Source organism: Streptomyces sp. NPDC032745 (assembly GCF_055579465.1).
In genome coordinates this window covers 423366-446633 of record NZ_JBVING010000007.1, presented here as the reverse complement: position 1 = coordinate 446633, position 23268 = coordinate 423366, and the positions used below count along the sequence as shown (strand labels likewise).

20 protein-coding genes are annotated in these 23268 nt (G+C 74.0%); 18 read left to right on the top strand and 2 right to left on the bottom strand.

Going from position 1 to position 23268, the window contains the following annotated elements:
• Nucleotides 1-10 precede the first annotated feature (10 nt).
• Entirely contained in the window at nucleotides 11-766 is a 756-nt protein-coding gene (locus ACZ5WG_RS21105; protein WP_468725026.1) for an SDR family oxidoreductase, read from the bottom strand.
• Nucleotides 767-1092: 326 nt separating this feature from the next.
• On the opposite strand from ACZ5WG_RS21105, the gene ACZ5WG_RS21100 reads away from it, so the two are divergent.
• From ACZ5WG_RS21100 to recQ, 5 genes are all read left to right on the top strand, one after another.
• The gene (locus ACZ5WG_RS21100) at nucleotides 1093-2592 is read left to right on the top strand and encodes an NCS1 family nucleobase:cation symporter-1 (protein ID WP_468725025.1); all 1500 of its coding nucleotides are present in this window, start codon (nucleotides 1093-1095) and stop codon (nucleotides 2590-2592) included.
• Nucleotides 2593-2673: 81 nt separating this feature from the next.
• On the top strand, nucleotides 2674-3498 hold the full coding sequence (locus ACZ5WG_RS21095; protein WP_468725023.1) for an inositol monophosphatase family protein: 825 nt from the start codon (nucleotides 2674-2676) through the stop codon (nucleotides 3496-3498).
• Nucleotides 3499-3586: 88 nt separating this feature from the next.
• Nucleotides 3587-5005 carry a phytoene desaturase family protein gene (locus tag ACZ5WG_RS21090; protein ID WP_468725022.1) on the top strand — a complete coding sequence of 473 codons (1419 nt, stop codon included), beginning with the start codon at nucleotides 3587-3589 and terminating at the stop codon, nucleotides 5003-5005.
• The gene (locus ACZ5WG_RS21085) at nucleotides 5005-5517 is read left to right on the top strand and encodes an O-acetyl-ADP-ribose deacetylase (protein ID WP_468725021.1); all 513 of its coding nucleotides are present in this window, start codon (nucleotides 5005-5007) and stop codon (nucleotides 5515-5517) included. Before ACZ5WG_RS21090 ends, ACZ5WG_RS21085 begins: the two co-directional genes overlap by 1 nt.
• Before the next feature lie 63 nt (nucleotides 5518-5580).
• Nucleotides 5581-7572, top strand: coding sequence for a DNA helicase RecQ (gene recQ / locus ACZ5WG_RS21080; protein WP_468725020.1), 1992 nt, complete (start codon nucleotides 5581-5583; stop codon nucleotides 7570-7572).
• 33 nt (nucleotides 7573-7605) lie between these two features.
• Here recQ and ACZ5WG_RS21075 read toward each other — a convergent pair whose 3' ends face one another.
• A complete protein-coding gene (locus ACZ5WG_RS21075) occupies nucleotides 7606-8520 on the bottom strand; it encodes a hypothetical protein (protein ID WP_468725018.1) in 915 nt (304 codons plus the stop codon).
• 167 nt (nucleotides 8521-8687) lie between these two features.
• Between ACZ5WG_RS21075 and ACZ5WG_RS21070 the strand changes: the two genes are divergently transcribed.
• The 13 genes from ACZ5WG_RS21070 to ACZ5WG_RS21010 are packed head-to-tail and all read left to right on the top strand — an operon-like array spanning nucleotide 8688 to nucleotide 23255.
• The gene (locus ACZ5WG_RS21070; protein WP_468725017.1) at nucleotides 8688-9284 is read left to right on the top strand and encodes a Pvc16 family protein; all 597 of its coding nucleotides are present in this window, start codon (nucleotides 8688-8690) and stop codon (nucleotides 9282-9284) included.
• Nucleotides 9281-10186: a hypothetical protein gene (locus ACZ5WG_RS21065; protein ID WP_468725016.1), complete on the top strand. Its 906-nt coding sequence runs from the start codon at nucleotides 9281-9283 to the stop codon at nucleotides 10184-10186. The genes ACZ5WG_RS21070 and ACZ5WG_RS21065 overlap by 4 nt, the downstream gene beginning before the upstream one ends.
• A gap of 23 nt (nucleotides 10187-10209) precedes the next feature.
• Nucleotides 10210-12084, top strand: a complete 1875-nt coding sequence (locus ACZ5WG_RS21060) for a phage tail sheath family protein (RefSeq protein ID WP_468725014.1) — start codon at nucleotides 10210-10212, stop codon at nucleotides 12082-12084.
• 27 nt (nucleotides 12085-12111) lie between these two features.
• A complete protein-coding gene (locus tag ACZ5WG_RS21055) occupies nucleotides 12112-12567 on the top strand; it encodes a phage tail protein (protein ID WP_030155191.1) in 456 nt (151 codons plus the stop codon).
• Nucleotides 12564-14573 carry a phage tail sheath subtilisin-like domain-containing protein gene (locus tag ACZ5WG_RS21050; RefSeq protein WP_468725013.1) on the top strand — a complete coding sequence of 670 codons (2010 nt, stop codon included), beginning with the start codon at nucleotides 12564-12566 and terminating at the stop codon, nucleotides 14571-14573. The genes ACZ5WG_RS21055 and ACZ5WG_RS21050 overlap by 4 nt, the downstream gene beginning before the upstream one ends.
• A 1-nt stretch (nucleotide 14574) precedes the next feature.
• Nucleotides 14575-15159 carry a phage tail protein gene (locus tag ACZ5WG_RS21045; RefSeq protein WP_468725011.1) on the top strand — a complete coding sequence of 195 codons (585 nt, stop codon included), beginning with the start codon at nucleotides 14575-14577 and terminating at the stop codon, nucleotides 15157-15159.
• Nucleotides 15156-16517 carry a CIS tube protein gene (locus tag ACZ5WG_RS21040; protein ID WP_468725010.1) on the top strand — a complete coding sequence of 454 codons (1362 nt, stop codon included), beginning with the start codon at nucleotides 15156-15158 and terminating at the stop codon, nucleotides 16515-16517. The genes ACZ5WG_RS21045 and ACZ5WG_RS21040 overlap by 4 nt, the downstream gene beginning before the upstream one ends.
• Nucleotides 16514-16693: a hypothetical protein gene (locus ACZ5WG_RS21035; RefSeq protein ID WP_468725008.1), complete on the top strand. Its 180-nt coding sequence runs from the start codon at nucleotides 16514-16516 to the stop codon at nucleotides 16691-16693. Before ACZ5WG_RS21040 ends, ACZ5WG_RS21035 begins: the two co-directional genes overlap by 4 nt.
• The gene (locus ACZ5WG_RS21030; protein WP_468725006.1) at nucleotides 16686-17771 is read left to right on the top strand and encodes a phage late control D family protein; all 1086 of its coding nucleotides are present in this window, start codon (nucleotides 16686-16688) and stop codon (nucleotides 17769-17771) included. The genes ACZ5WG_RS21035 and ACZ5WG_RS21030 overlap by 8 nt, the downstream gene beginning before the upstream one ends.
• Nucleotides 17771-18436, top strand: coding sequence for a phage baseplate assembly protein V (locus ACZ5WG_RS21025; RefSeq protein ID WP_468725004.1), 666 nt, complete (start codon nucleotides 17771-17773; stop codon nucleotides 18434-18436). Before ACZ5WG_RS21030 ends, ACZ5WG_RS21025 begins: the two co-directional genes overlap by 1 nt.
• The gene (locus tag ACZ5WG_RS21020; RefSeq protein ID WP_468725003.1) at nucleotides 18433-19989 is read left to right on the top strand and encodes a hypothetical protein; all 1557 of its coding nucleotides are present in this window, start codon (nucleotides 18433-18435) and stop codon (nucleotides 19987-19989) included. Before ACZ5WG_RS21025 ends, ACZ5WG_RS21020 begins: the two co-directional genes overlap by 4 nt.
• Nucleotide 19990: 1 nt before the next feature.
• On the top strand, nucleotides 19991-22750 hold the full coding sequence (locus tag ACZ5WG_RS21015; protein WP_468725001.1) for a hypothetical protein: 2760 nt from the start codon (nucleotides 19991-19993) through the stop codon (nucleotides 22748-22750).
• A 55-nt stretch (nucleotides 22751-22805) separates the two neighbouring features.
• Nucleotides 22806-23255 carry a GPW/gp25 family protein gene (locus tag ACZ5WG_RS21010; protein WP_468725000.1) on the top strand — a complete coding sequence of 150 codons (450 nt, stop codon included), beginning with the start codon at nucleotides 22806-22808 and terminating at the stop codon, nucleotides 23253-23255.
• Nucleotides 23256-23268: the final 13 nt, after the last annotated feature.

Here is a 23268-nt window from a genome sequence, read left to right as displayed (position 1 = left end):
CCGGAGAGGGTCAGAAGCCGTGGCGGAAGCCGCCGTCGACGGGGAGCATCACGCCCGTCAGGTACGAGGCCGCCGGCGAGAGGAGGAAGGCCGCGGCCCTGCCGAACTCCTCGGCGTTCCCGTAGCGCCCCAGCGGGATCTGCGCTTCGTTCGCCGCCCGGGCGGCGGCCGCGTCGCCGGACAGCGCGTCCAGCTCCTGCACCCGGTCCGTGTCGATCCGCGCCGGCAGCAGCCCGACCACCCGGATACCGCGCGGACCCACCTCCACGGACAGGGACTTCGCGAAGCCCGCCAGCCCAGGACGCAGGCTGTTGGATATGGTCAGGCCCGGGATCGGCTCGTACACCGAGGCCGACAGCACGAAGCCGATGACGCCGCCCTCCCCCAGCTCGGCCGCCGCGGTCCGGGCGAGCCGCACCGCGCCGAGGAAGACCGACTCGACGGCCGCCGACCACTCCTCGTCCGTGTTCTGCGCCGTCGTGCCCGCGGCCGGGCCGCCGACGCTGATGAGCATCCCGTCGAACCGGCCGAAGTGCTCCCGGGCGGCGGCGACCAGCTTCCCGGCCGCCGCCGGGTCGGAGTTGTCGGCCCCCACACCCACCGCGTTCGGCCCCAGCGAGGCCGCCGCCTGCGCGGCGCGCGCCGCGTCCCGTCCGGTCACGACCACCTTCGCGCCTTCGCCCACCAGCTCGCGCGCGGAGGCGTGCCCGAGGCCCCGCGTGGCTCCGGTGACGACGTAGACACGGTCCTTCAGTCCAAGATCCATACGGACACGCTACGCCGTGCACTGCTGCGGTCGTGCGGTGCGTCGTCGACGAGAGCGGCGTGCCAAACCGCGGCACGCGGACCGGCATGGGCCACACTCGAGGGCGCACGGCCCGCCGGCCGAGGAACCGGGACGGTCGCGGAGAGCTCAGCGAATACACCAAGACCCGCCGGGGGTATGACTACAGCCACCACCACAGCCACCACGCCCGCGGGGCGCGGCGCGACGCGAGGGAGGCCACCATCGACGCCCACGGGCGGCAGCACACGATCCCGGCGCTCAGAACCTGACCCAGACCCCCACCCGACCTGAAGGGGCGTGCGCACATGCCGGACCACACGATCGGCGACACCGCGGACCGCGTCGAGCTCGCTCCCGGCGAGGTCCCCTCCGACAGCCGCTTCGCCAACCCCGACCTGCTGCCCGTACCCGTCGAGGCCAGGCGCTGGACGACGTACAACTTCACGGCCCTCTGGGTCGGCATGGCGCACAACATCCCCTCGTGGCTGCTCGCCTCCGGGCTCGTGGCCCTGGGGATGGACTGGAAACAGGCCGTCTTCACCATCGCACTGGCCAACCTCATCGTGCTGGTGCCGATGCTGCTCACCGGGCACGCCGGTCCCAAGTACGGGATCCCGTTCCCGGTGCTGGCCCGGGCCTCGTTCGGGGTGCGCGGAGCCAATCTGGCCGCGCTGATCCGGGCGGCCGTGGCCTGCGCCTGGTTCGGGATCCAGACCTGGATCGGCGGGTCCGGTATCTACGTCCTGCTCGGCCAGATCTTCGGGGGCTGGGAGGACGCGGGGCAGATCGCCGGGCAGCCCTGGCCGCTGTGGCTGTGCTTCATCCTCTTCTGGGCCCTCGAACTCGCCATCATCTACCGGGGGATGGAGACCCTGCGGCGCTTCGAGAACTGGGCCGCGCCCTTCGTCATCGTCGGCGCGCTCGCGCTGCTGGTGTGGATCGGGGTGAAGGCGGGAGGCTTCGGCGAGCTGCTCGACCAGCCGTCCAAGCTCGGCTGGGGCGAGGACTTCTGGCCGGTCTTCTTCCCGTCCCTGATGGCCATGATCGCCTTCTGGTCCACGCTCTCGCTCAACATTCCGGACTTCACCCGCTTCGGCGCCGGCCAGCGCTCCCAGATCCTCGGACAGACGCTCGGGCTGCCGACGACGATGACCCTCTTCGCGCTGCTGTCGGTGTTCGTCACCTCCGGCTCGGAGGCGGTGTACGGGACCCCGATCTGGGACCCGGTGGAACTGGTCGCCAAGGCCGACAGCGTCTTCGGGCTGCTCTACGCCCTGGTCACGGTGCTCGTGGCGACGATCTCGGTGAACATCGCGGCCAACGTCGTCTCCCCGGCGTACGACCTGGCCAACCTGGCCCCCCGCCTGATCAACTTTCGCAGGGGCGCGCTGATCACGGGTGTGGTCGGCGTACTGATCATGCCGTGGAAGCTGACCTCCACCCCCGAGCTGTACATCTTCACCTGGCTCGGCCTGGTCGGCGGCCTGCTCGGCACGGTCGCCGGCATCCTCATCGCGGACTACTGGTTCGTGCGGCGCACCCGGCTCTCGCTGCCCGACCTGTACCGGGAGGGCGGGCCCTACTGGTACACGGGCGGCTGGAACTTCCGGGCGCTGGCGGCGTTCCTGGTCGGCGGGGTGCTGGCCGTCGGCGGATCGCACTCGGCGCCCGGCAAGGGCCCGTTCCCCGAGGAAGGCCTGATCCCCTTGCTGAAGCCCCTGGCGAACTACGGCTGGGCGGTGGGCGTGGCCTCGTCCTTCCTCCTGTACGCAGCGCTCATGAGCCGGGAACATCCCGAGCGCTGACACCCGGAGTCCACCTGGAGTCCAACCGGCGGACGCCGATTGTCGGTGGGGTTTGTCAGCCGGGCGTGGTGTGATGGGGGCATGATCGAAGAGTTCCTGGCCCAGAACCTGTCCGCGGTGGAAGAAGCGGTCCGCAAGGCGGCGGCGATCGAGATCATGCCGAGATTCCGGCAGCTCGCCGAGCACGAGGTGGACCAGAAGAGCGGCCCGCACGACCTGGTGACCGTCGCCGACCGCAAGGCCGAGGAGCACCTCACGGCCTCCCTGACGCACCTGCTGCCCGGCTCCGCCGTGGTCGGCGAGGAAGCCGTGCACGCCGACCCGACCGTGTACGGGGCGCTGCGCGCCGACGCGCCGGTGTGGATCGTCGACCCCGTCGACGGCACCCGGCAGTTCGTCGCCGGCGACCCGGCCTTCTGCACCCTGGTGGCGCTGGCCCACCGCGGGGAGATCCTCGCCTCATGGACCTTCGCCCCGGCGCTGGACGAGCTGGCGACCGCCGTGCGCGGGCAGGGCGCGTACGTCAACGGCGAGCGGATCCACTGCGGTTCGCCCGAGCCGGGCGCCGCGCTGCGCGTCGCCATCGCCCACCCGCTGTACACCTCCGACGAGGACAAGGCGACCCTGGCCCGGCTCGACGTGCCCGGGGTCGCGGCCCGGCCCTGCGGCTCCGCCGGCCTGGAGTACCTGAAGGTGGCCCGCGGCGAGATGGACGGACTCGCCTTCACCTGGCCCTCGGCGTGGGACCACGCGGCCGGACTGCTGCTGGTCGCCGAGGCCGGCGGCGCGCAGAGCACCGTCGCCGGAGTCCCCTTCCGGGTGGACCGGGACAACGAGCTGCCGTTCGCCGTGGGGCGCGACGAGCCCACGGCCGTACGGATCCGCGACCTGCTCAGCGGCGCGTAGGACAGTCCGACCGGGTGCGGGCCGGAGCCCTTGTGGACGGGCCGAATATCCTGGGAGCGCAGCCGCCACCGGACGAAGGAGTCTCAAGGTGCCGTCGATTCTCGATGCGGTCGTGGTGGGGGCGGGGCCCAACGGGCTGACGGCCGCCGTCGAGCTGGCCCGGCGCGGCTTCTCGGTGGCCGTGTTCGAGGCCGCGGAGACGGTCGGCGGTGGGGCCCGCACCGAGGAGCTCACCCTCCCGGGCTTCCGGCACGACCCCTGCTCGGCCGTGCACCCGCTCGGCATCGGCTCGCCGGTGTTCGCCACCATGCCGCTGAAGCGGTACGGGCTGGAGTGGCTGCACGCCCCGCTGCCCATGGCGCACCCCTTCGACGACGGCACGGCCGCCGTGCTCTCCCGCTCCGTCTCCGAGACGGCCGCCTCCCTCGGGCCGCGCGACGCGGGCACGTACCGGCGGCTGGTGCAGCCGTTCCTCGGCAAGTGGGACACCCTGGCCCGGGACTTCATGTCCCTGCCGTCGACCGCCCTGCCCCGGGACCCCGTCACGCTGGCCCGTTTCGGGCTCGCCGGACTGCCGCCCTCCACCTGGCTGCTGAACCGCTTCCACGAAGAGCGGGCGCGGGCGCTGTTCGCCGGGCTCGTCGCGCACGTCATCGCCCCGCTGGGCGGGATCGCCACCAGCGCCGTCGGCCTCGTCTTCGCCCTGGCCGCACACGCGGGCGGCTGGCCGATGCCGCGCGGCGGCTCGCAGTCGATCTCGGACGCCCTCGCCGGATACCTGCGCGACCTCGGGGGCACGGTCCACACCGGCTTCGAGGTCAAGCGCCTCGACGACCTGCCGCCGGCCCGGGCGTACGTCTTCGACACCTCGCCGACCGCGCTGGCCCGGATCGCCCGGCTGGGGCGCGCGTACGACGGCTACAGGTACGGCGCCGGCGTGTTCAAGATCGACTACGCCCTGTCCGGCCCCGTGCCCTGGACCGCCGAGGCGCCGCGCCGGGCCGGCACCGTCCAGATCGGCCCGCGCGCCCGCGACATCGACGCCGCCCTCCAGCTGGCCACGGGCGGGCGCGCCCCCCGCAACCCCTTCCTGATCACCGCCCAGCCCAGCCTGGCCGACCCCGGCCGGGCGCCCGAGGGCAAGCACGTGTTCTGGGCGTACGGGCACGTCCCCGCGGGCTGGGGCGGCAACCTCACCGACGCCGTCGAGCGCCAGATCGAGCGCTTCGCCCCCGGCTTCCGCGACCTGGTGCTGGCCCGCGCCACGGCCGGCCCGCCGGAGCTGGCCGCCCGCAACCCCAACTACGTCGGCGGCGACATCGCCTGCGGCGCCGCCTCCGGGATCCAACTGCTGCTGCGGCCCAAACTGTCCCTGTTCCCGTACACGACGGCCCACCCTGCCGTGTTCCTCTGCTCCTCGGCCACCCCGCCCGGCCCGGGCGTGCACGGAATGTCGGGGCACAACGCGGCCAAGGCCGTCTGGCGCCACCTGCGAAAGGCCTCCTGATGGTGCGCATCACCCTCGTCCAGGGCGACATCACCGCCGAGCGGGCGGACGCGATCGTCAACGCGGCGAACTCCTCGCTGCTCGGCGGCGGGGGAGTGGACGGCGCCATCCACCGGCGCGGCGGCCCCGAGATCCTGGAGGCCTGCCGGGCGCTGCGCGCCTCCCAGTACGGCAAGGGCCTCCGGACGGGCCGGGCCGTGGCCACGACGGCGGGCCGGCTCCCGGCCGACTGGGTGATCCACACGGTGGGCCCGGTCTGGTCCCGTGACGAGGACCGCTCGGAGCTGCTGGCCTCCTGCTACCGCGAGTCCCTGCGGGTCGCGGCCGAGCTGGGCGCCCGTACGGTCGCCTTCCCGGCCGTCTCCACCGGCATCTTCGGCTGGCCGATGGACGACGGCGCCCGCATCGCGGTGGAAACGGCCCGCGCGGCCGCGGCGCCGCCCGTGGAGGAGGTCCGCTTCGTCCTCTACGACGAGAAGGCGTACGCGGCCTTCGAGGCGGCCCTGGGGTAGCCCCGGGCCGGGGATCCGGCGGATGTGGGCGGGCGTGTCGGTGGAGGTCGCTAGGCTTCTGGGATGAGCCTTGTCGACGCGCCCACCGAGACCCCCGATGCCCTGCAGGTGCTGCACCGCGTCTTCGGATACGACTCCTTCCGCGGCGAGCAGCAGCAGATCATCGAGCACGTGGCCGGTGGCGGCGACGCGCTGGTGCTGATGCCGACCGGCGGCGGCAAATCGCTCTGCTACCAGATCCCGGCGCTGGTCAGAGACGGTACAGGCGTGGTGATCTCGCCGCTGATCGCGCTCATGCAGGACCAGGTGGACGCCCTGACCGCCCTCGGGGTGCGGGCCGGCTTCCTCAACTCGACCCAGGACCCGTACGAGCGGCAGGCCGTCGAGCAGGCCTTCCTCGCCGGCGAGCTGGACCTCCTCTACCTGGCCCCGGAGCGGCTGCGCACCGAGGGCACGCAGCGGCTGCTCGACCGGGGCACGGTGTCGCTCTTCGCGATCGACGAGGCGCACTGCGTGGCCCAGTGGGGCCACGACTTCCGGCCCGACTACCTCGCGCTGTCCATGCTGCACGAGCGCTGGCCCAAGGTGCCGCGGATCGCGCTGACCGCGACGGCGACCGAGGCCACCCACGCCGAGATCGCGGCCCGCCTGGGCCTGGCCGAGGGCGACGCCCGGCACTTCGTCGCCAGCTTCGACCGGCCGAACATCCAGTACCGGATCGCCCCCAAGAACAACCCGGCCCGGCAGCTGCTGGAGCTGATCCGCACCGAGCACGAAGGCGACGCCGGGGTCGTCTACTGCCTGTCGCGGGCCTCCGTGGAGAAGACGGCCGCGTTCCTGGTGGAGAACGGCATCGACGCGGTCGCGTACCACGCGGGCATGGATTCCCGTACGCGCGCGGCGAACCAGGCGCGCTTCCTGCGGGAGGACGGGGTCGTGGTGGTGGCCACGATCGCGTTCGGCATGGGCATCGACAAGCCGGACGTGCGCTTCGTGGCGCACCTGGACCTGCCCAAGTCGGTCGAGGGCTACTACCAGGAGACCGGCCGCGCCGGCCGCGACGGCGAGCCGGCCACGGCCTGGCTCGCGTACGGGCTCCAGGACGTGGTGCAGCAGCGCAAGATGATCGAGGGCTCCGAAGGCGACGAGACGCACCGCCGCTCCCTGGCCGCGCACCTCGACGCGATGCTCGCGCTGTGCGAGACGGTCGAGTGCCGCCGGGTACGGCTGCTCGCGTACTTCGGGCAGGCGGCCGCCGGGCCGTGCGGCAACTGCGACACGTGCCTGACGCCGGCCGAGTCCTGGGACGGCACGGTCGCGGCGCAGAAGCTGCTGTCCACGGTGTGGCGACTGGCCAAGGAACGCCGGCAGAAGTTCGGCGCCGGCCAGATCATCGACATCCTCCAGGGCAAGAAGACGGCCAAGGTCATCCAGTTCGACCACGACGCCCTGTCGGTCTTCGGGGTCGGGGCAGAGCTGAGCACCGCCGAATGGCGCGGAGTCGTACGCCAGCTGCTGGCCTCGGGGCTGCTGGCGGTCGAGGGCGACTACGGGACGCTGGTGCTCACGGACGCCAGCGGCGAGGTGCTGGGCGGCCGCCGCAGCGTTCCGATGCGCAAGGAGGCGGCGCCGGCCGCGGCGTCCCGCAAGTCGTCCGGTTCGGGCTCCGGCTCCGGGAAGGCCGCCCGCGTGCCGGTCGACCTGCCGGCGGCGGCCGTGCCGGTGTTCGAGGCCCTGCGCGCCTGGCGGGGCGCGACCGCGAAGGAACAGGGCGTGCCGGCGTACGTGGTCTTCCACGACGCGACGCTGCGGGAGATCGCGACCCGGCTGCCGGGCACGGCCGAGGAGCTGGGCACGATCAGCGGCGTCGGCGAGGCGAAGCTGGCCAAGTACGCCGAGGGGATCCTCGAGACCCTGGCCGGGACCGGAGGCACCCCCGAGCCCGCGTCCGCGCCCTCCCAGGCGGCACCGCCGGAGCCCGCGGCCCCGCATGCCGACGAGGAACCGCCCTTCGACTTCGACGAGACGGACCCGCCCTGGGACGACTGGGAGTAGCCCGGGCCGCAGGCCGAGGGGAGGGCACGGGGACTACGCCGCGTCGGCGGTGCGGTCCTCGTCCGGGTCCTCCTCCTCGGCCTCGTCGGGGTGTGCGGCGCACGGCGGGCACAGGCGCGCGTACTCCGCCATCACCTCCTCGACCGTCTCCTTCTGCTTGCGCTCGCACGCCTTCTTGCGCGATTCCTCCTTGCAGACGAGCTCGGCGCGGGCGCCCTCCAGTACGGCGATCGCCTGCCAGCCCTTGAGCACGCACAGCAGCGCTTTGCACAGGCAGTCGACGAACTCGGAGACCGTCTCGAAGCCCCGCCAGGCCTCCGTGATGCGGCGCAGCAGCACCATCAGGCGCGCGTAGAGGCGTACGACGTCCTTGCCCAGGACCGCGTCGCAGACGTCGGCCAGCAGCTGGGCCGCCTCCGTCTTGATCTTCGCGGCGCGTTCGGGCAGCGCCGTCAGCTCGCCGTCCAGGTCGGTGAAGCAGGCCGCGGCCTTCAGGGTGTCCGCCGTGTACCGGGCGATGCGCGCCGAGAGCGTCGCGACCGTGTCGTCCCTGCCGACCGTGTCGTCGAACTCGCACCCGCAGTCGTCCACACAGCAGCCCCAACCTCCCCGGCACCTGCGGATGTCGTCGAAGACCTTGTCGACGGCCTGCTGCAGACAGTGGCGCTGCTCGTGCGTGACCCGGCAGCGGATCTGCTCGCGGACCTTGCCGAGCGTCGCCGCCGCCTCGTCCAGATCCGTCTTCGCGGCCAGCCGGGCCTTCGTGTACTGGGTCCGGGCGCTGTTGAACTTCTCCTGGAACTCCCGCAGCTGGGGCAGGTGCTCCTGGGTGACCTCGGCCCGGCGCTGGATGCCCGCGGCGACGCAGGCGAGCTCGTCGATCGCGCCGGGATCGCAGCCGCCGCCTGTGCTGGTGCCGGCCGGGTGGTGGTGCGGGGTGCTGCTCATGGTGGGCTCTCCTGGGTGAGGGGGCAGGCGCCCCCCGAGTGTGGGCCGCGCGGTGTCACCGGCTCGTCGCCCGGCCATCGCCGGGGGCGCGGCCCGGCCGTCGCCGGCGCCCGTCCCCGGGGCGTTGCGCAACGCCCCCGTGACGGGAGGGGCCGCAGCATCGGCCCATGGCTGGATACCGGGCACTCGCCGCCGTGGGGCGCAGCGTCGTCGCGCTGCTCAACCGGCGCTTCGCCGAGGAGATCCCGGCGGGGCGCCGCCCGGAGGCCGTCCTCGCCGGGCCCGTCGACTTCGACAAGGTGGACACCCCGGGCTCCGTCATCCACAACCCGGCGGTGTCCGTCTACTGCTACCGGCTGAGCATCGACCGCGAGACCCGGCCCGCGCTGGCGGCGATGGCGGCCCAGGACGGGCTGCCCCGGCTGCCGCTGCGCATGCACCTGATGATCGCCGCCTGGGACCAGTTCGTGGAGGCCGAGCTCGAATGGCTGGGGCTGGTCGCCCGGGTCCTGGAGAGCGAGGGCCTGCTCACCGGGCCCCTGCTGCATCCGAGCGGGGACTGGCTCGCCGGGGACTCCGTGCAGATCGTCCCCGACGAGCTGGCGATGGACTCGATGAGCGAGGCCTTCCAGGCGATGACCACCGACTACCGGCTCTGCCTGCCCTACGTCGCCCGGGTCATCCGGATCGACGGGCCGGCCGGGCCCGCCCCGGGCGAGGTCACCGTCGTCACCGCCGGGACGGCGCCGGAGCCGCTCCGATGACGCCGGGCGGGCCGACGGCGCCCGACGGACCGGCCGGGCGGATCACCGTCGAGGCCGGCCGGGTCGACGTACTGCACCGGCTCGCGCTGGCCGTCCGGCCGCTCGACGCCAGGAGCCGCGCCGCCGCCGGGCCGGGGCTGCGCGTGGGGTACGAGGAGCACCCCGTCCCCGGGCGCCGCCGGCGCGGGGAGGACCTCGTCCGGCCGCTCGAAGGGCACGGCGCCACCGGATTCGTGCTGCGCCACACCACCGCGGGCAGCCTCCCCGCCGCCGTCACCGTACGCGTCGACGACCCCGCGCGCCGCTGGATCCCGCGCCGTTTCTCCGTACCGCTGTGGACCCGCGCCGAACTCTCCGGCTCCGACGAGCAGCCGCCCACCGCGCCCCATGTCCGCGCGGACGCCCGGCTGTTGATCCCCTGGCTGCTGCCCGGCCCCGGTTACCCCGTACCGCAGGGCACGACCGGCCTCCGGTTCCGCGTCACGCGCCCGGACGCCGCCGCCACCCCCGTGCGCTGGCCGCGGGTGGACGCCTTCGGGCCCGGCGGCGTCCCGCTCGGCTGGGCCCACGGCGACGAGCACGGCCAGGTGCTGCTGCTGATCGACGGGGTCGGAGTGCTCCCGTACCCGGCGCCCTCCCGGTTTCCCGTCGCGCTGCGCACGCACGCCCCCGACCCGCCGGCCGGCCCCCAGGCGGATGCCTCGGCCGATCCGCCGGCCGGCCCGGTCGCCGAGCCGGTCGTCCGCAGCGCCAATCCGCCCCGCCCGCAGGACCTCGACAACGAGGTGCTGCGCGGTACCTCCCGCCCCGCCGGGTACCGCACCGCGGCCGCGGACACCGTCCGCACCCTCACCGTCGGCCGGGTGGTCCGCGCCGCCGACCTGCCGCACACCCCCGCCTGACCCATGACCGAGGAGACCCGTACATGCCCGAGTACCTGACCCCCGGCGTCTACGTCGAGGAGACCAGCTTCCGCTCACGGTCCATCGAGGGCGTGCCGACCAGCACCTTCGCCATGGCGGGGCGGACCGCGTACGGACCCGTGCCCTACATCCTGCCGGGCGGTCCCACCGTGCTGCCCGGACCGGCGCTGGTCACCAGCTTCACCGAGTACGAACGGGCCTTCGGTGGGCTGAAGATCGGTGAGGACGACTGCCAACTCGCCCTAGCCGCACGCGCCTTCTTCGCCAACGGCGGGCGCCGGCTCTACGTGTCCAGGGTCTTCCCGTTCGTCCGTACGAGTGCCGCCGAGGACGCGCCGCCCGCCGTCGACGCCAACTTCGCCTCCCTGGCCGTCCCCGCGCAGGGCGCCCCGCTGTTGTACTGGCGGGCCCGCTGGCCGGGCTCGGCGGGCGCCGGGATCTCCGTCGCGGTGACGTTCCGGCGCGGCAAGAACATCCTCGTCGCCGGCGGCGACGGAGCGCCCCGGCTCACCGGGGTGCAGCAGGGCGCCGCGGTGGAGGTCGTCCAGCTGAGCGGCGGGGCGGTGCCGTCCCTCCCGGACGACACACCGCCGGTGCCCGACAGGGTCAGGACCGTCATCCGGCGCGCCGACGGAGTCCTCGGATATCTGAAGGGCCAGGTCGACTTCGAGCCCGTCGCGGCCGGAACCGCCGCCTTCCACCTGACGCTCGCCGTCACCGTACGCCTGGACGACCGCGTCGACGTCTACAACGAGCTCGAGCTCGACGACCGGCACCCGCGCTCGGTGGGCCGCGTACTCCAGGCCGCCGACCCGGCCGACGAGTTCTCCCTCGTCTGGCTGGACACCGTGAAGCCCGCGGCCGGAGCGCCCCCGCCGCCCCCCGGCGCCCGGCTCGACGCCCTCCTCTCCCTCGGGCAGCCCGGCGTCCACCTGGCCCACGGCGGCGACGGGCTCGAGCTGTCGGCGCAGGACCTGGGCGGCCAGGAGGCCAACCCGGACAGCCTCACCGACCCCGCGCGCGGGCTCGGCGCGCTCGCCGAGATCGACGACATCGCCATCGTCGCCCTCCCGGACACCGTCACCCTGGGCACCGGCGAGCAGAAGACCGCGGTGGACCTCCTCATCGGGCACTGCGAGCGGCTGCGCTACCGGATGGCGATCGTCGACCCGCCCCGCGACAGCTCGATCTCCGAAGTGCGCCGGTTCCGCGCCCAGTTCGACACCAAGTACGCCGCCCTCTACTACCCGTGGGTCCGGATCACCGACCCGAGCCGCCGCCCCGACCCGGGCGCACCGCCGCCGGTCCTGGAGGTGCCGCCCTCCGGGTACGTCGCCGGCATCTACGCCCGCAGCGACGTCGAGCGCGGCGTGCACAAGGCCCCGGCCAACGAAGTCCTCCTCGGCATCAACGACTTCACCGCGAACGTGACCTACGACCGGCAGGCCGTCCTCAACCCGGAAGGCATCAACGCCCTGCGCTTCTTCGAGGGCAGGGCCCGGCGCGTGTGGGGCGCCCGGACGATGAGCTCGGACCCGGAGTGGAAGTACGTCAACGTGCGCAGGCTGTTCATCTACCTGGAGCACTCCATCGAGAAGTCCACCCAGTGGGCGGTGTTCGAGCCGAACAACGAGCGGCTGTGGGCCTCCGTCCGGCAGACCGTCGAGGACTTCCTGATCGCCGTCTGGCGGACCGGCGCCCTGCTCGGCACCAAGCCCGAGGAAGCCTTCTTCGTCCGCTGCGACCGCACCACCATGACCCAGAACGACCTCGACAACGGGCGGCTGATCTGCCTGATCGGCGTGGCACCCACCTACCCCGCCGAGTTCGTCGTGTTCCGCATCGGACAGTTCACGGCCGACGCACAGCGCAGCTGACGCCCCGCAGAACGGGAGGTACCCCCCATGGCCACGCGCAACAACCCCTACGGAGCCTTCAACTTCCTCGTCAAACTCGGTGACACCGGAGGCGAGGACCAGATCGCCGGTGGCTTCTCCGACTTCAGCGGAGCCGGCAACGAGGTGAAGTTCTCCGAGTACCGCAACGGCAACGACCCCGAGAACCACGTCCGCAAGATCGCCAACACCAATACGACGAACGACGTCACCCTCAAGCGCGGGATCATCGGCGACCTGCGCCTCTTCAACTGGATCAAGGCCACCCGCGAGGGCGCGTACGACGCCCGCACCGTCACCGTCACCCTGCACGACGAGGGACGGCAGCCGGTCTGCGCCTGGGTGCTGCGCGCCGCCCAGCCCAAGAAGTGGGTCGGCCCCACCCTCACGGGCAAGGGCGGCGGAGAGGTCGCGATGGAGGAGCTCCACCTCGTCGCCGAGCGCATCGACTTCCAGTCGCTGTGAGCCCGCCCGGACTGCGGCTCGGGGCGCCCGGGGTGTACCGGGACGCCCGCCCGGCGCCGCCCTCCTTGCGGCCGGTGCGCCTGGACATCGCCGGGTTCGTCGGCGTGGCACCCCGCGGGCCCGTCGACGAGCCGGTCGCCGTCGACCGCTGGACCGACTACCAGCGGTACTTCGGCGGCTTCGAGGGGCCCGGGCTGCTGCCGTACGCGGTACGGGCCTTCTTCGCCCAGGGGGGTGCACGGGCCCATGTCCTGCGGGTGGCGCCGCTGCCGCGGGCCCCGCATCCCGCGGCCGAGGAGTCCTGCGCCCTGCACCGGGTCACGCTGGCCCGCGCGGACGCCCCGGGTGCCGACCCCGGCGGCGGGGCGCCCTGCGGGATCGGGCTGCGCGCCCGGAACGAGGGAGGCTGGGGCGGGCGGCTCTCGGTGCGCTGGGAGTTCACCGGCGCCGGGCAGTTCGAGGCCGCCGTGACCGGCCGGGACCTGGCCCTGCCCGAGGGGCGCACGCCGCCGGCCGGCTCCGTGCTGCGGGTACGGGGCCCCGGGCTGCCCGCCGCCGGGACGTTCTTCCGCATCCTCGAACTGGCCGAGCGCCAGGACGCGTCCGGGCGACGCGGCCGGGTCGCGGTCCTGGACCGGCCGCCCGGCGGTGGAATCGGCCTCGGCCTCGGCACCCGGCCGCTGACCCTCGAGGCCGAGCTCGTCACCGCCACCGTCACCGTGGCCGACGGCGACCCCGCCCACCCCCGCCAGGAGCGGTTCGCGGAGCTCGGGCTGAGCCCCGCGCACCCCCGGTACGCCGCCGCCGTACTGGCCGCCGAATCCCTGCTGGTGACCCCCGACGGGCCGTGGCCCCCGGCGCTGCTCCCGCCGGACGCCTTCCTCGGCTCCGCCCTCTCCCGGCCCGTCCGCCCGGGCGCCGACCGCTACGAGGGCATCGGCGCCGACAGCTTCCAGGGGCCGGTCCCCGTCGAACTGCTGCCCGTCGGCGGCGCCGAGAGCGTCGAGGACCCCGGATCCTCCGAGGCCGTCGGCATGGACCGGATGGCACTCGTCCCCGAGGTCGGGCTGCTCTGCGTACCCGATCTGCTCTGGCAGTACGGCGAGGCCCTCCCCACCACCGAGGCCCCGCCGCGGGACGTCGGCGCCCGCTTCGCGCCCTGCCCGCCGGCGCCTGCGCCCATGACCCTCCACCCGGCGCACCCGCGCGGCCTGCTCCTGGACGGCGCCGCCCAGCTGCCCGAGATCCTGCGGCGCCAGCAGCGGCTCGTCGCCCTGGCGGAGCGCCAACGTCGGTTCGTCGCCCTCCTCGACGTGCCCCCGGGACTCCCCGTCCGCGCCGTCGCCCGCTGGCGGGCCGCCTTCGACAGCACGTACGCCGCCGCGTACCACCCCTGGCTCGGCGTCGTCGCGCCCGACGATCCGGACCGCTTGGCCGTGCAGGTCCCGCCCTCCGGGTTCGCCGCCGGGATCATCGCCGAGCGCGAGCGGAGCCTCGGACTGCCCTGGGGCCCGGCCAACACCCTGGCCGCCGGCGCCGTGACCGCGGTGCAGCGGCTCGGCGACGCCGACTGCGACGAGCTGCACCTGCTCGGCATCGACGTGTTCCGCGCCGAACGCGACGGCTACCGGCTCGCCTCGGCCCGCACCCTGTCCCGGGACCCCGACTACGTGCAGCTCGGCGTGCGCCGGCTGATGACCATGCTGCGGCTCGTCCTGGACCGGCAGGCGCAGGGACTGGCCTTCGAACCCCACACCCCGCAGCTGCGCGAAGAGCTGCGCGGAGCCGTCGTCCGGCTGCTGCGCGGGCTGTACCGGAGCGGTGCGTTCGCGGGCGACAGCGAGGACGAGGCCTTCTTCGTACGCTGCGACGAGCGCCTCAACCCCGGCTGGTCGCAAGGGCTCGGACGGCTGGTCGCCGAGATCGGCGTGGCCCCCGCACGCCCTCTGGAATACCTCGTCCTGCGGATCGCGCAGGACGCCGACGGCGCCGTGGCGGTGACGTGAGGTGAGCGTGCCCGAGCTCGTGCAGACCTTCAGGTTCCGGGTGCGGCTCACGCGCAGTGCCACGCCCGGCCGGACCGCCGAGCCGCCTCCCGTCATCCCCCGGCCGCCGTCCGAGGCCGGCGCGCCCGGTTCCGCGGCGGCCGGCCCCGGAGCGGCGGACCGGGCCCCCGACCGGCTCGGCGACGGAGGGTTCCAGGAATGCGCCGGGCTGGCCCTGGAGGCCGACGTCCGCGAGTACCTGCAGGGCGGCGCGAACGACGAAGTGGTGCGCCGGGTGGGGCGGGTCAGACTCCAGCCGCTCGTCCTCAAACGGGGCATGCTCGTCGCCGCCGACGGAGGGAGCGCCGACACGAGCCTGTGGGACTGGCTGCACGGCATGGTCGCCGGCGGCGCCCCCGTTCCCCGGTACGACGGCGACGTCGAGGTGCTCGACCCCGCCGGCCGACGGGTGGTCGCGCACTGGACGTTCGTCCGGGGACTGCCGCTGAAGATCACCGGACCGACGCTCAACGCCCGTACGGGGGAGATCGCCGTGGAGGAACTGCACATCGCCCACGAGGGCCTGCGCCTGGAGCGGACCCCGTGACGGCCCTGGTCCACGCCACCCTGCAGCGGCTCACGGTGACCGCCCAGCCGGGGAAGGACCAGCCGCCGCTGGTCAAGGAGGCCGAGGACAGCCGGCCCCTCGAAGTGCAGTTCAACCCGGCCACCCTGCGGATCAGCCGCAACAACAACGTCGACCGGGGCGGGGCGACCACGAAGAACCAGAAGGTCCAGCACCCCGCCCAGGAGGGCTCGACCCTCACCTTCGACCTCGAATTCGACACCGCCGAACAGCGCGGCGGCGGACAGTACGTCGACGTACGCCGCTGGACGGCCCTGGTACGGCAGTTCGTCGAACCCCCGGCGAAGCCCTCCGACCCGCCGCCCGCCGTCCGCTTCGTCTGGGGCACCCTCCGCTACAACGGCATCGTCACGCAGGTCAACGAGGAGCTCGACCACTTCGCGCCCGACGGGACCCCGCTGCGGGCCAAGGTCGGGGTGACCATCGTCGAGCAGAACTTCGCGTACCAGGCGCACGCCGAGGGCCCCGCCACCCGCGACGCCCGGACCGCCACCGAGGCCGGCGACCAGCGGACCGGAGCCGCGCCCGGTACGTCCGGCACGAACCGGCCCCGGCAGGTCGTCCAGGCCCAGGACGGGGAGTCCGCGCAGCAGCTGCTGTCCCGGCTCGGGCTCGACCCGGCGGCCTGGCGCGGCGCGATGAGCGGGCTCGACAGCCCGCTGACCCTGGCCGCGGGGGCCTCCGTCCAGCTGGGCGCGGAGGTCTCGGCAGGGTTCGCGGCCGCGGCCGGGATCAGCCTCTCGGCGGGCTTCGCCGGGGACGCCGCGCCGACCTCCGTCGGGGGGCTGGCCGCGGCGCTGGGCACGGCCGGCGGGCCCGGGGCGGATCCGGCGCTCGCCGGCTTCGTCCTCAGCGCCGGGGGCGGGATCGCCGCGTCGGCGGACATCGTGGCGGGCGCCGCAGCGGACTCCGCCACCGCGCGGGCCCGGCAGAGCTTCGAGGTGCCGGCCGCCGCGGCACCGGGCCCGCCGGGCGGCGCGGCCCCGGCCGGCCCGCCCGTACGCGGACCGGCCCGGCCCGGACCGGCCGGGTACGCCCCGCCGCAGGTCCCCGACCGGCGCTCCCTCGGCTACGGCCAGGGCATACCGCTGCGGGCCCGCGCCGATCCCGCGACCCTCGCCGAGGTCCGGGCCGGCGGCGGCCGCAGCCTCGCCGACCGGGCCCGGCGCGAGGAGATCCCGCCGCCCGACCCCGCAGCCGCCCCGTGGGAGCGACTGCCGCCCGCCGCACCCGGCCGGGCCGCCGCCGACTGCGAGCAACGCGCCCGTGACGCGGGCCCGACCACCCTGAGGTGGACACCGCGAGGAGGCCCGCCATGAGCGTGTACATCGGAGAGCTGCACACCGACGTCGTGCCCACGGGCGGCGCCGCACCGCCGGCCACCGGTACGGACCGGGCCGGCGGGAAGTGGGCGGCCGCCGAGCACCACCGCGAGGCCTGCGAACGGGCCGCCTGGCTCGCCGCCCGCGTCGCGGCAGAGGGCTTCGATGACTGAGCCGGCGATCGCGGTCGTCTCACCCGTCTTCGAGGTGGGCGGCGCCCTGGTCAGGGACCTCGCGCGGGACTGCGTACGCCTGGAGGTCGCCGAAGGCGTCGAGGGACTGCGCACCCTGCGCGCGCACTTCCTCGCCGTCGGCGCCGGGGCCAAGGGCCCCCAGGACCGGCTGCGGCACCTCGACGGGTCCACGGTCGGCCTCGGCAGCGCCCTCAAGGTCGCCCTCGGCCCGCCTTCCCGCCAGCGCTACGTCTTCGAGGGCGTCGTCTCCGGCCTGGAACTCGTCCTCGGCGACGGCGAACCGCCGCTCGTCCTCGTCCACGCCGAGGACGCGCTGATGCGGCTGCGGATGACCCGCCGGATGCGCACCTACCACGACACCACCGACGCGGGAGTCGCCGAGGAGGTGGCCCGCGAGCACGGGCTCGGCGCCGACGCGGACGTCCCCGGGCCCCGCTACGACGTCGTGCAGCAGCTCAACCAGAGCGATCTGGCCTTCCTGCGGGAACGGGCCCGGCTCGTCCAGGCCGAGCTGTGGGCCACCGGCCGCACCCTGCACTTCCGCCCCCGCGGCAGCCGCGGCACGCCCCCGCAGACCCTCGTCTACGGCAGCGAGCTGATGTCGGTCCGGCTCGCCGCCGACCTGGCCCACCAGCGCAGCGAGGTCGTCGTCACCGGCTACGACGCCGACCGGCGCGAGGTCGTCGACGAGCGCGCCGGCCCCGAGGTCGTCGAGGCGGAGACGGCCGGCGGCCGCACCGGGGCCGGGCTCCTGGCCCGGGCACTGGGGCCCGGCACCAGCCTGCGGGTCCGGGAGGCCGCCCTGAGCGCCGAAGAGGCCGGGACCTGGGCGCGCGCCGAAATGCTGCGCCGCGGACGCCGGTTCGTGACCGTCGCGGGCACCACCAACGGCAGCCCCGATCTCGTCGTCGGCGGCAGGCTCACCCTGCGCTCGGTCGGCGCGCCGTTCGAGGGGGAGGGGTACTACGTCACCAGGATCCGGCACACCTTCGACGCGGACCACGGCTTCCGCACCCGCTTCGACGCCGAACGCTCCAGCCTGAACGAGGTGGTGTGATGTCCCTGCCCGCCCCCGCGGACGGCTCCGCCCCCGGATACTTCGGCGTCTACCCGGCGTTCGTCACCGACATCGTGGACGAGAAGCGGCTCGGCCGGGTCGAGGTGCGCTTCCCCTGGCTCGGCAGGGACGGGGACCGCGACGTACGCGCCTGGGCCACGCTCTGCTCCCCGTACGCCGACGACGAGCAGGGCCTGCTGGTGCTGCCCGAGGTGGGCAGCCAGGTCGTCGTCGCCTTCGAGGCGGGCAACCCGCGCCGCCCGTACGTGCTCGGCGCGGCCTGGAACGGGCGCACCGCCCTGCCGCACGAGCCGCAGGACGCCAACAACCTGCGCGCCCTGCGGTCGAGGGCCGACAGCAGGCTGGAGTTCGACGACACCCGGGGCGCGGCCAAGGTGCGGATCACCATGGCGTCCGGCCACGAGGTGACCCTCGACGACGCCACCCAGCAGGTGACGATCCGGCACAGCGGCGGCTGCGTGGTGCGCCTGACGCCGACCGCCGTGGAGGTCCAGGCGAACGTGTCCGTCGACGTCAAGGCGCCCGTGGTCGCGGTCAACGCCCCGCTGTCCACCTTCAGCGGCCTGGTGAAATGCGGAACGCTGGTCACCGAGCAAGTGGTGATCTCCCCGGCCTACACCCCCGGCGCCGGGAACATCTGGTGACCGCCGCAGCCGCAGCCGCCGAAGGGCACGGCTTCAAGGTGCTCGCCCCCTGGTACGCCTGCGAGCGCGGGCACTTCGACCGCTTCGACCCCTCGGCGCACCCCCCGGCGCTGCAGAAGTACGCCTCAGCCGAGTTCGTCCGGGCGCTGGTGGCGGATCCGCGCGACTCGCTGCAGTTCGACCCCGACGAGGACGTCTGGTCGTTCCCGGTGCCCGTCGACCTCGCCGACCGCGGCCCGGGACGAGCCCGGTTCGCCACCCACCAGCTGGTCCGCACCCGGCTGCGCAAGCTCTACCAGCCCAGCCACGAACGGTTCTACGCGGTCGTCGTGGAGCTCTTCTGCGACCGGCCCGGGCTGCCGCGCCCGCAGTCCGCGGAGGGCCTCGAGGTGGGGTTCGTGATGCGCCGGCGCCACGTGGAGATGAGCGCGCCGCCCAAGGTGCTGCGCACGCTCTCCCGCAGGCTGACGTCCGAGCTGCTCGCGGCCGGGAACCGGGCGGCCCCGGACACGGGCCCGTACCTCTCGGAGGCCCAGGACGTGCTGTGGGCCGACCTGGCGCACCGTACGGCCTTCGAGGAGGAGAACCGCGAACTCCTGGGCCGGGTCGACCTGAAGAAGGAGACCCAGGCGTGGATGGCCGGAGCCGCGGGAGGGCAGTGGCGCAGGCTCGGCGAGCCGCCGCCGGCGGGCCGGCCCGAGGACCGGGAGCAGGAGCTGCCGATGTGGCGGCTGCCCGCCCGCTCGGGCGACTGCAGGCAGGGAGCGCCGCCGCCCCAGCGGTCGCTGTGGTTCGGGGTGGTGCCGACCGCCTCCGCCGACCACGACGACCGGGGCGGCCCCAAGCTCGACGACCGCTCCGTCTACGAACTGCGCTGCTTCGTACGGCGCACCCCGCGGCCGGGCCATGAGCAATGCCCGCCGCAGATCTCCTGGAGCAAGCCCACCGAGCCCTTCCGGCTCGCCCCCTTCTTCGACCCGGAGGGCACCAAGAACCGGAAGATCTCCATCACCATGCCCGACTTGCGGGCGGTGGCCGCCCGGGCCGCCGCGCCGCCCGGCCCCGGCGGGGTCGCGATCACCAGCCCGCCCGGTTCACAGATGTCCTTCGATCCGGGCGGCGGCACCCCGAGCGGCGGCTCGGTGGCCGGCACCTTCCCGCGGACCTGCACGTTCGCCCTCGAGATCTTCATGATCGTGGCGTTCTTCCTGTTCAGCATGTTCCTGCCGATCGTGGTGTTCCTCTTCCAGCTGTGGTGGCTGCTCGCCCTGCGCTTCTGCCTGCCGCCCTCGCTGGAGGCGGCCGCCGCGCTGAAGGCCTTCTTCGACGGCACCAGGACCCTGGCCGACATGGGACAGGCGGAGACGGACGCCTTCGACGAACTCCTCGGTGCCAAGGGCGCGGGCGCCCGGCTCAGGGACGCGAGCGACGCCTTCGCCCAGGACGACCTCGACGACCTGGTGGACCTGGTCACTCCGCCGGCCACCGCCCCGGTCCCGGCGGCGCCCCGGCCGGAGCCGCCGGTCGACGACCCGCTGTGCGAGGGGGGATGAGATGGCAGCTCCGGCCCCCGCGGCCCGGGAACCGGCCCGCGCCCCCGTTCCGGCTGCCCCCGCACCGGCACCCGCGGGCCCCGCGCCCGCCGCCGCCCCCGGGAAGCTCGCGGACGAGCTGTCCCGCGTGGTCGTCGCGCCCGACGTCCCCAAGGAGGAACTGGCCCTGCAGGGCGGGGCGGCGCTCGCCGTGCCCGCACCGGTCGAGGAGTACCTGGACCGCAAGGGGGCCGCGGGCGGGCCCGTACGGGTCCGCCTCGGCCAGGTCGCGGCCGGAACCCTCCACCTCTGCAAGACCGACCGGGGGATCGTCACCGGACCCGGGAGCGGCCTCCAGCCGGTCCCGCTGCTGCACCCGCTGCTGCTGCCGCTGCGCACCCGGGGCATCGAGCCGGTGCTCGCCCTGCGCGTGCGCGACGGCGTACCGGAGGGGCACGCCTCGGCGATGGTGAAGGGCGTACTGCTCGATGGCGCCCGGGGCCTGTTCGACACGCTCCAGGGCTCCGCCGAGGCGCTGGGCTGGCACGGCGTGGGCGGTCTGCGCCTGGCGGGCGTGGAGAACGAACTGCGGGGTCCGACGCTGGTGGTGAAGGCCGGCGGGATGTCCTTCACGCTGGGCGGCTTCCTCAGCGCTTCCGGGAGCCTCGGCCTCGCCAACGAGCTGGTCACCTTCGACGCCGTCGCGAAGGGCACGGTGGCCGGGCTCGGCTCGGTGGAGGTGCCGGTGCTCCGGGGGCCGGACGGGGCGCTGTCGGGGAAGGCGGTCGTGGACCTGGCGCTGCGCGGGTTCACCGGGCAGGTGACGGCCGCCTTCGCCGCGGGGCTCGTCGACGTACGGGGAACCGTCCGGTACGCCAACGACAAGTTCGACGGCGAGGTGACGCTGCTCGCCACCGACGCCGGGACGGCGAAGGAGCTGACGCAGAGCCAACTCCCCGAGCAGGTCAAGTCCGCGAAGGCGGTGACGGGGGAGGCGGCGGCCCCGGATCCGGCGGCGGCCCCGGCACAGCCCACGGGTCCGCGGCCCGGCCCCCGGGTGGTGGCCGGCTGGGGCACGGTCAGCGTGCAGCTGGCGGACTGGCTGCGAGGTGAGGCGCTGGTGGTCGTCGACCACCACGGCGATGTGACGGTGGTCGGCAAGATCCTGCCGAAGATGGACAAGCCGCTCTTCGAGCAGAAGAAATACCTCAAGCAGCTCGCGAAGTTCGAGGTCCGCGCCCTCTACGGAGTCCCGCTCGTCGGCAACGTCTTCCTGTTCGCCAACATCGGCCTCGAAGCGGAGGCGAGGGTCGGCCCCGCGACGCTCGACCGGATGGAGCTGACCGGCACCTGGTCGACCAAACCGGAGGTGCTCAAGAGCTTCGGCCTCACCGGTACCCTCAACATCTCCGCTTACGCGGGCCTGCGGCTCAAGGCCGAGGGCGGCGCGGGCGTCCAGCTCGTGGGCCACGACATCAAGGCGGGCATCGCGCTGATCGCGCTCGCCGGGGTCCGCGGCTACGTCGAGGCCACGCCGGTGATCGGCTACCGGGAGGTCGCCGACCCGAAGGCGGGCAAGCACGGGGAGTTCTTCCTGGCCGGGCACATGGAGATCGCGGCCCAGCCCTTCCTGGGGCTCGGCGGCGAACTCTTCGTCGAACTGGACAGCCCGTGGTGGTCCCCGGCACCGGACAAGCGCTGGAACTGGCCGCTGGCCCAGCTGGAGTACCCGCTGCCGGGGGAGTTCGGCATCGGCGCTGACGTCGAGCACGTCCTGGGCTCGGGCAAGGTTCCCGAGATCACCTTCGGCGAGGTGGACTTCAACGCGGAGAAGTTCCTGACGGACCTGGTGGGCGACCACGTCCCGGCCAAGTCGGCCAAGGACGAGCAGAAGAAGGGCGCTTGGAAGGACCCCGGCACCCCGACGACCCCGGCCAAGGCTCCGGCCAAGGCTCCGGCCAAGGCCCCTGCCAAGGCCGTTGCCAAGGCCCCTGCGAAGGCCCCCGCCCCGGCGGCCCCCGCCCCGGCCAAGGGCAAGCCGGCCAAGGACGGCCATGAGGTTCCGCCACCGGACAAGAAGGACCGCTGGCTGGCGGGCCTGCAGGCGCTGGGTCAGCTCGCCGAGCGCTCGCACAAGGACCCGTACGACGAGACCGAGCTGCGGGACGCGCTGGCCGGGATCAGGACGAAGCACGGCTTCACCGTCCTCGACGCCGCGTTGGAGGCGGACAAGTGGCAGATCACGGCCGGGATGAGCCCCAAGGTGAAGGGTCCGAAGATCGATGCCGCTCCGAAGGACCCGGCGGACGAACCCGGGAAGGAAGGCGTCGACCGCCGCGTGCGGAGCGTCAAGACGCGAGGCAAGTACAAGGACGAGTACCTGGCCGAGTTCGAGGGAGGCCGGCACGGGGGCCTGAAGAACCCGAAGACCGGGAACAACTTCGCCGGTACGGAGATCAACCACATCCCGCCGTACGGCGTTTTCTCGAAGATCAGCGATCTGTCCTTTGCCCGCGGTCCGGCGATCCAGATGGACAAGATGGACCATCGAGGGCTCAAGGACCGCTGGGGCAAGTGGATCCACCCCCGCGTCCTGAGTACGGGGTCCTGGGACGAATCCAAGGAGCACCGGGCCGACCAGCTGCGCCTGATGAAGCGCAAGGAGTTCAAGGCCGCCGTGGAGAAGGACATCGACGACATCGAGTCGAAGTTCGGCAAGAAGTACGGAAAGGCGATCAACCAGCTGAAGCCGGAGCTCCGCGAGGAAGGCTGGTGGAAGTGACCTCGGCCCCGCAGGGGAGACGCCCCGGTGACGGTCCCTGCGGACCATGGACGCCATGGCAGCATCTGACGCCCTGACATCCGCTCCCGGCGGCCGCGGCCCGGGAGCCCTGTCCGCCGGCGAGGCCCGGCTCGGGACCGGGGTGCGGTTCCCGTTCCGGCCCGGAAGCGGAGGCGGAGGCGGGCTCGGGTGGGTCGCGGGGGCCGCCGCGGTCCGGCAGTCCGTCGAGACGATCCTCGACACCGAGCCCGGGGAACGCATCATGCGCCCCACCTTCGGCTGCGGACTGCGACGCCACCTCATGGCCCCCAACACCCCCGCCACCCGCACCGCGATCGCCGCCGAGATCGCCGAGGCGCTCACCGCCTGGGAGCCCCGGATCCGGGTCACCGAGGTCGCCGTGACCCCGGGGGAGGAGCCGACCCTCGTGTGGATCGACATCGCCTACGTACACCTGCTCGACCTGCGCCCGGGCAACCTCGTCTACCCCTTCTACCTGCGGTAGAGGCCGGGTGACG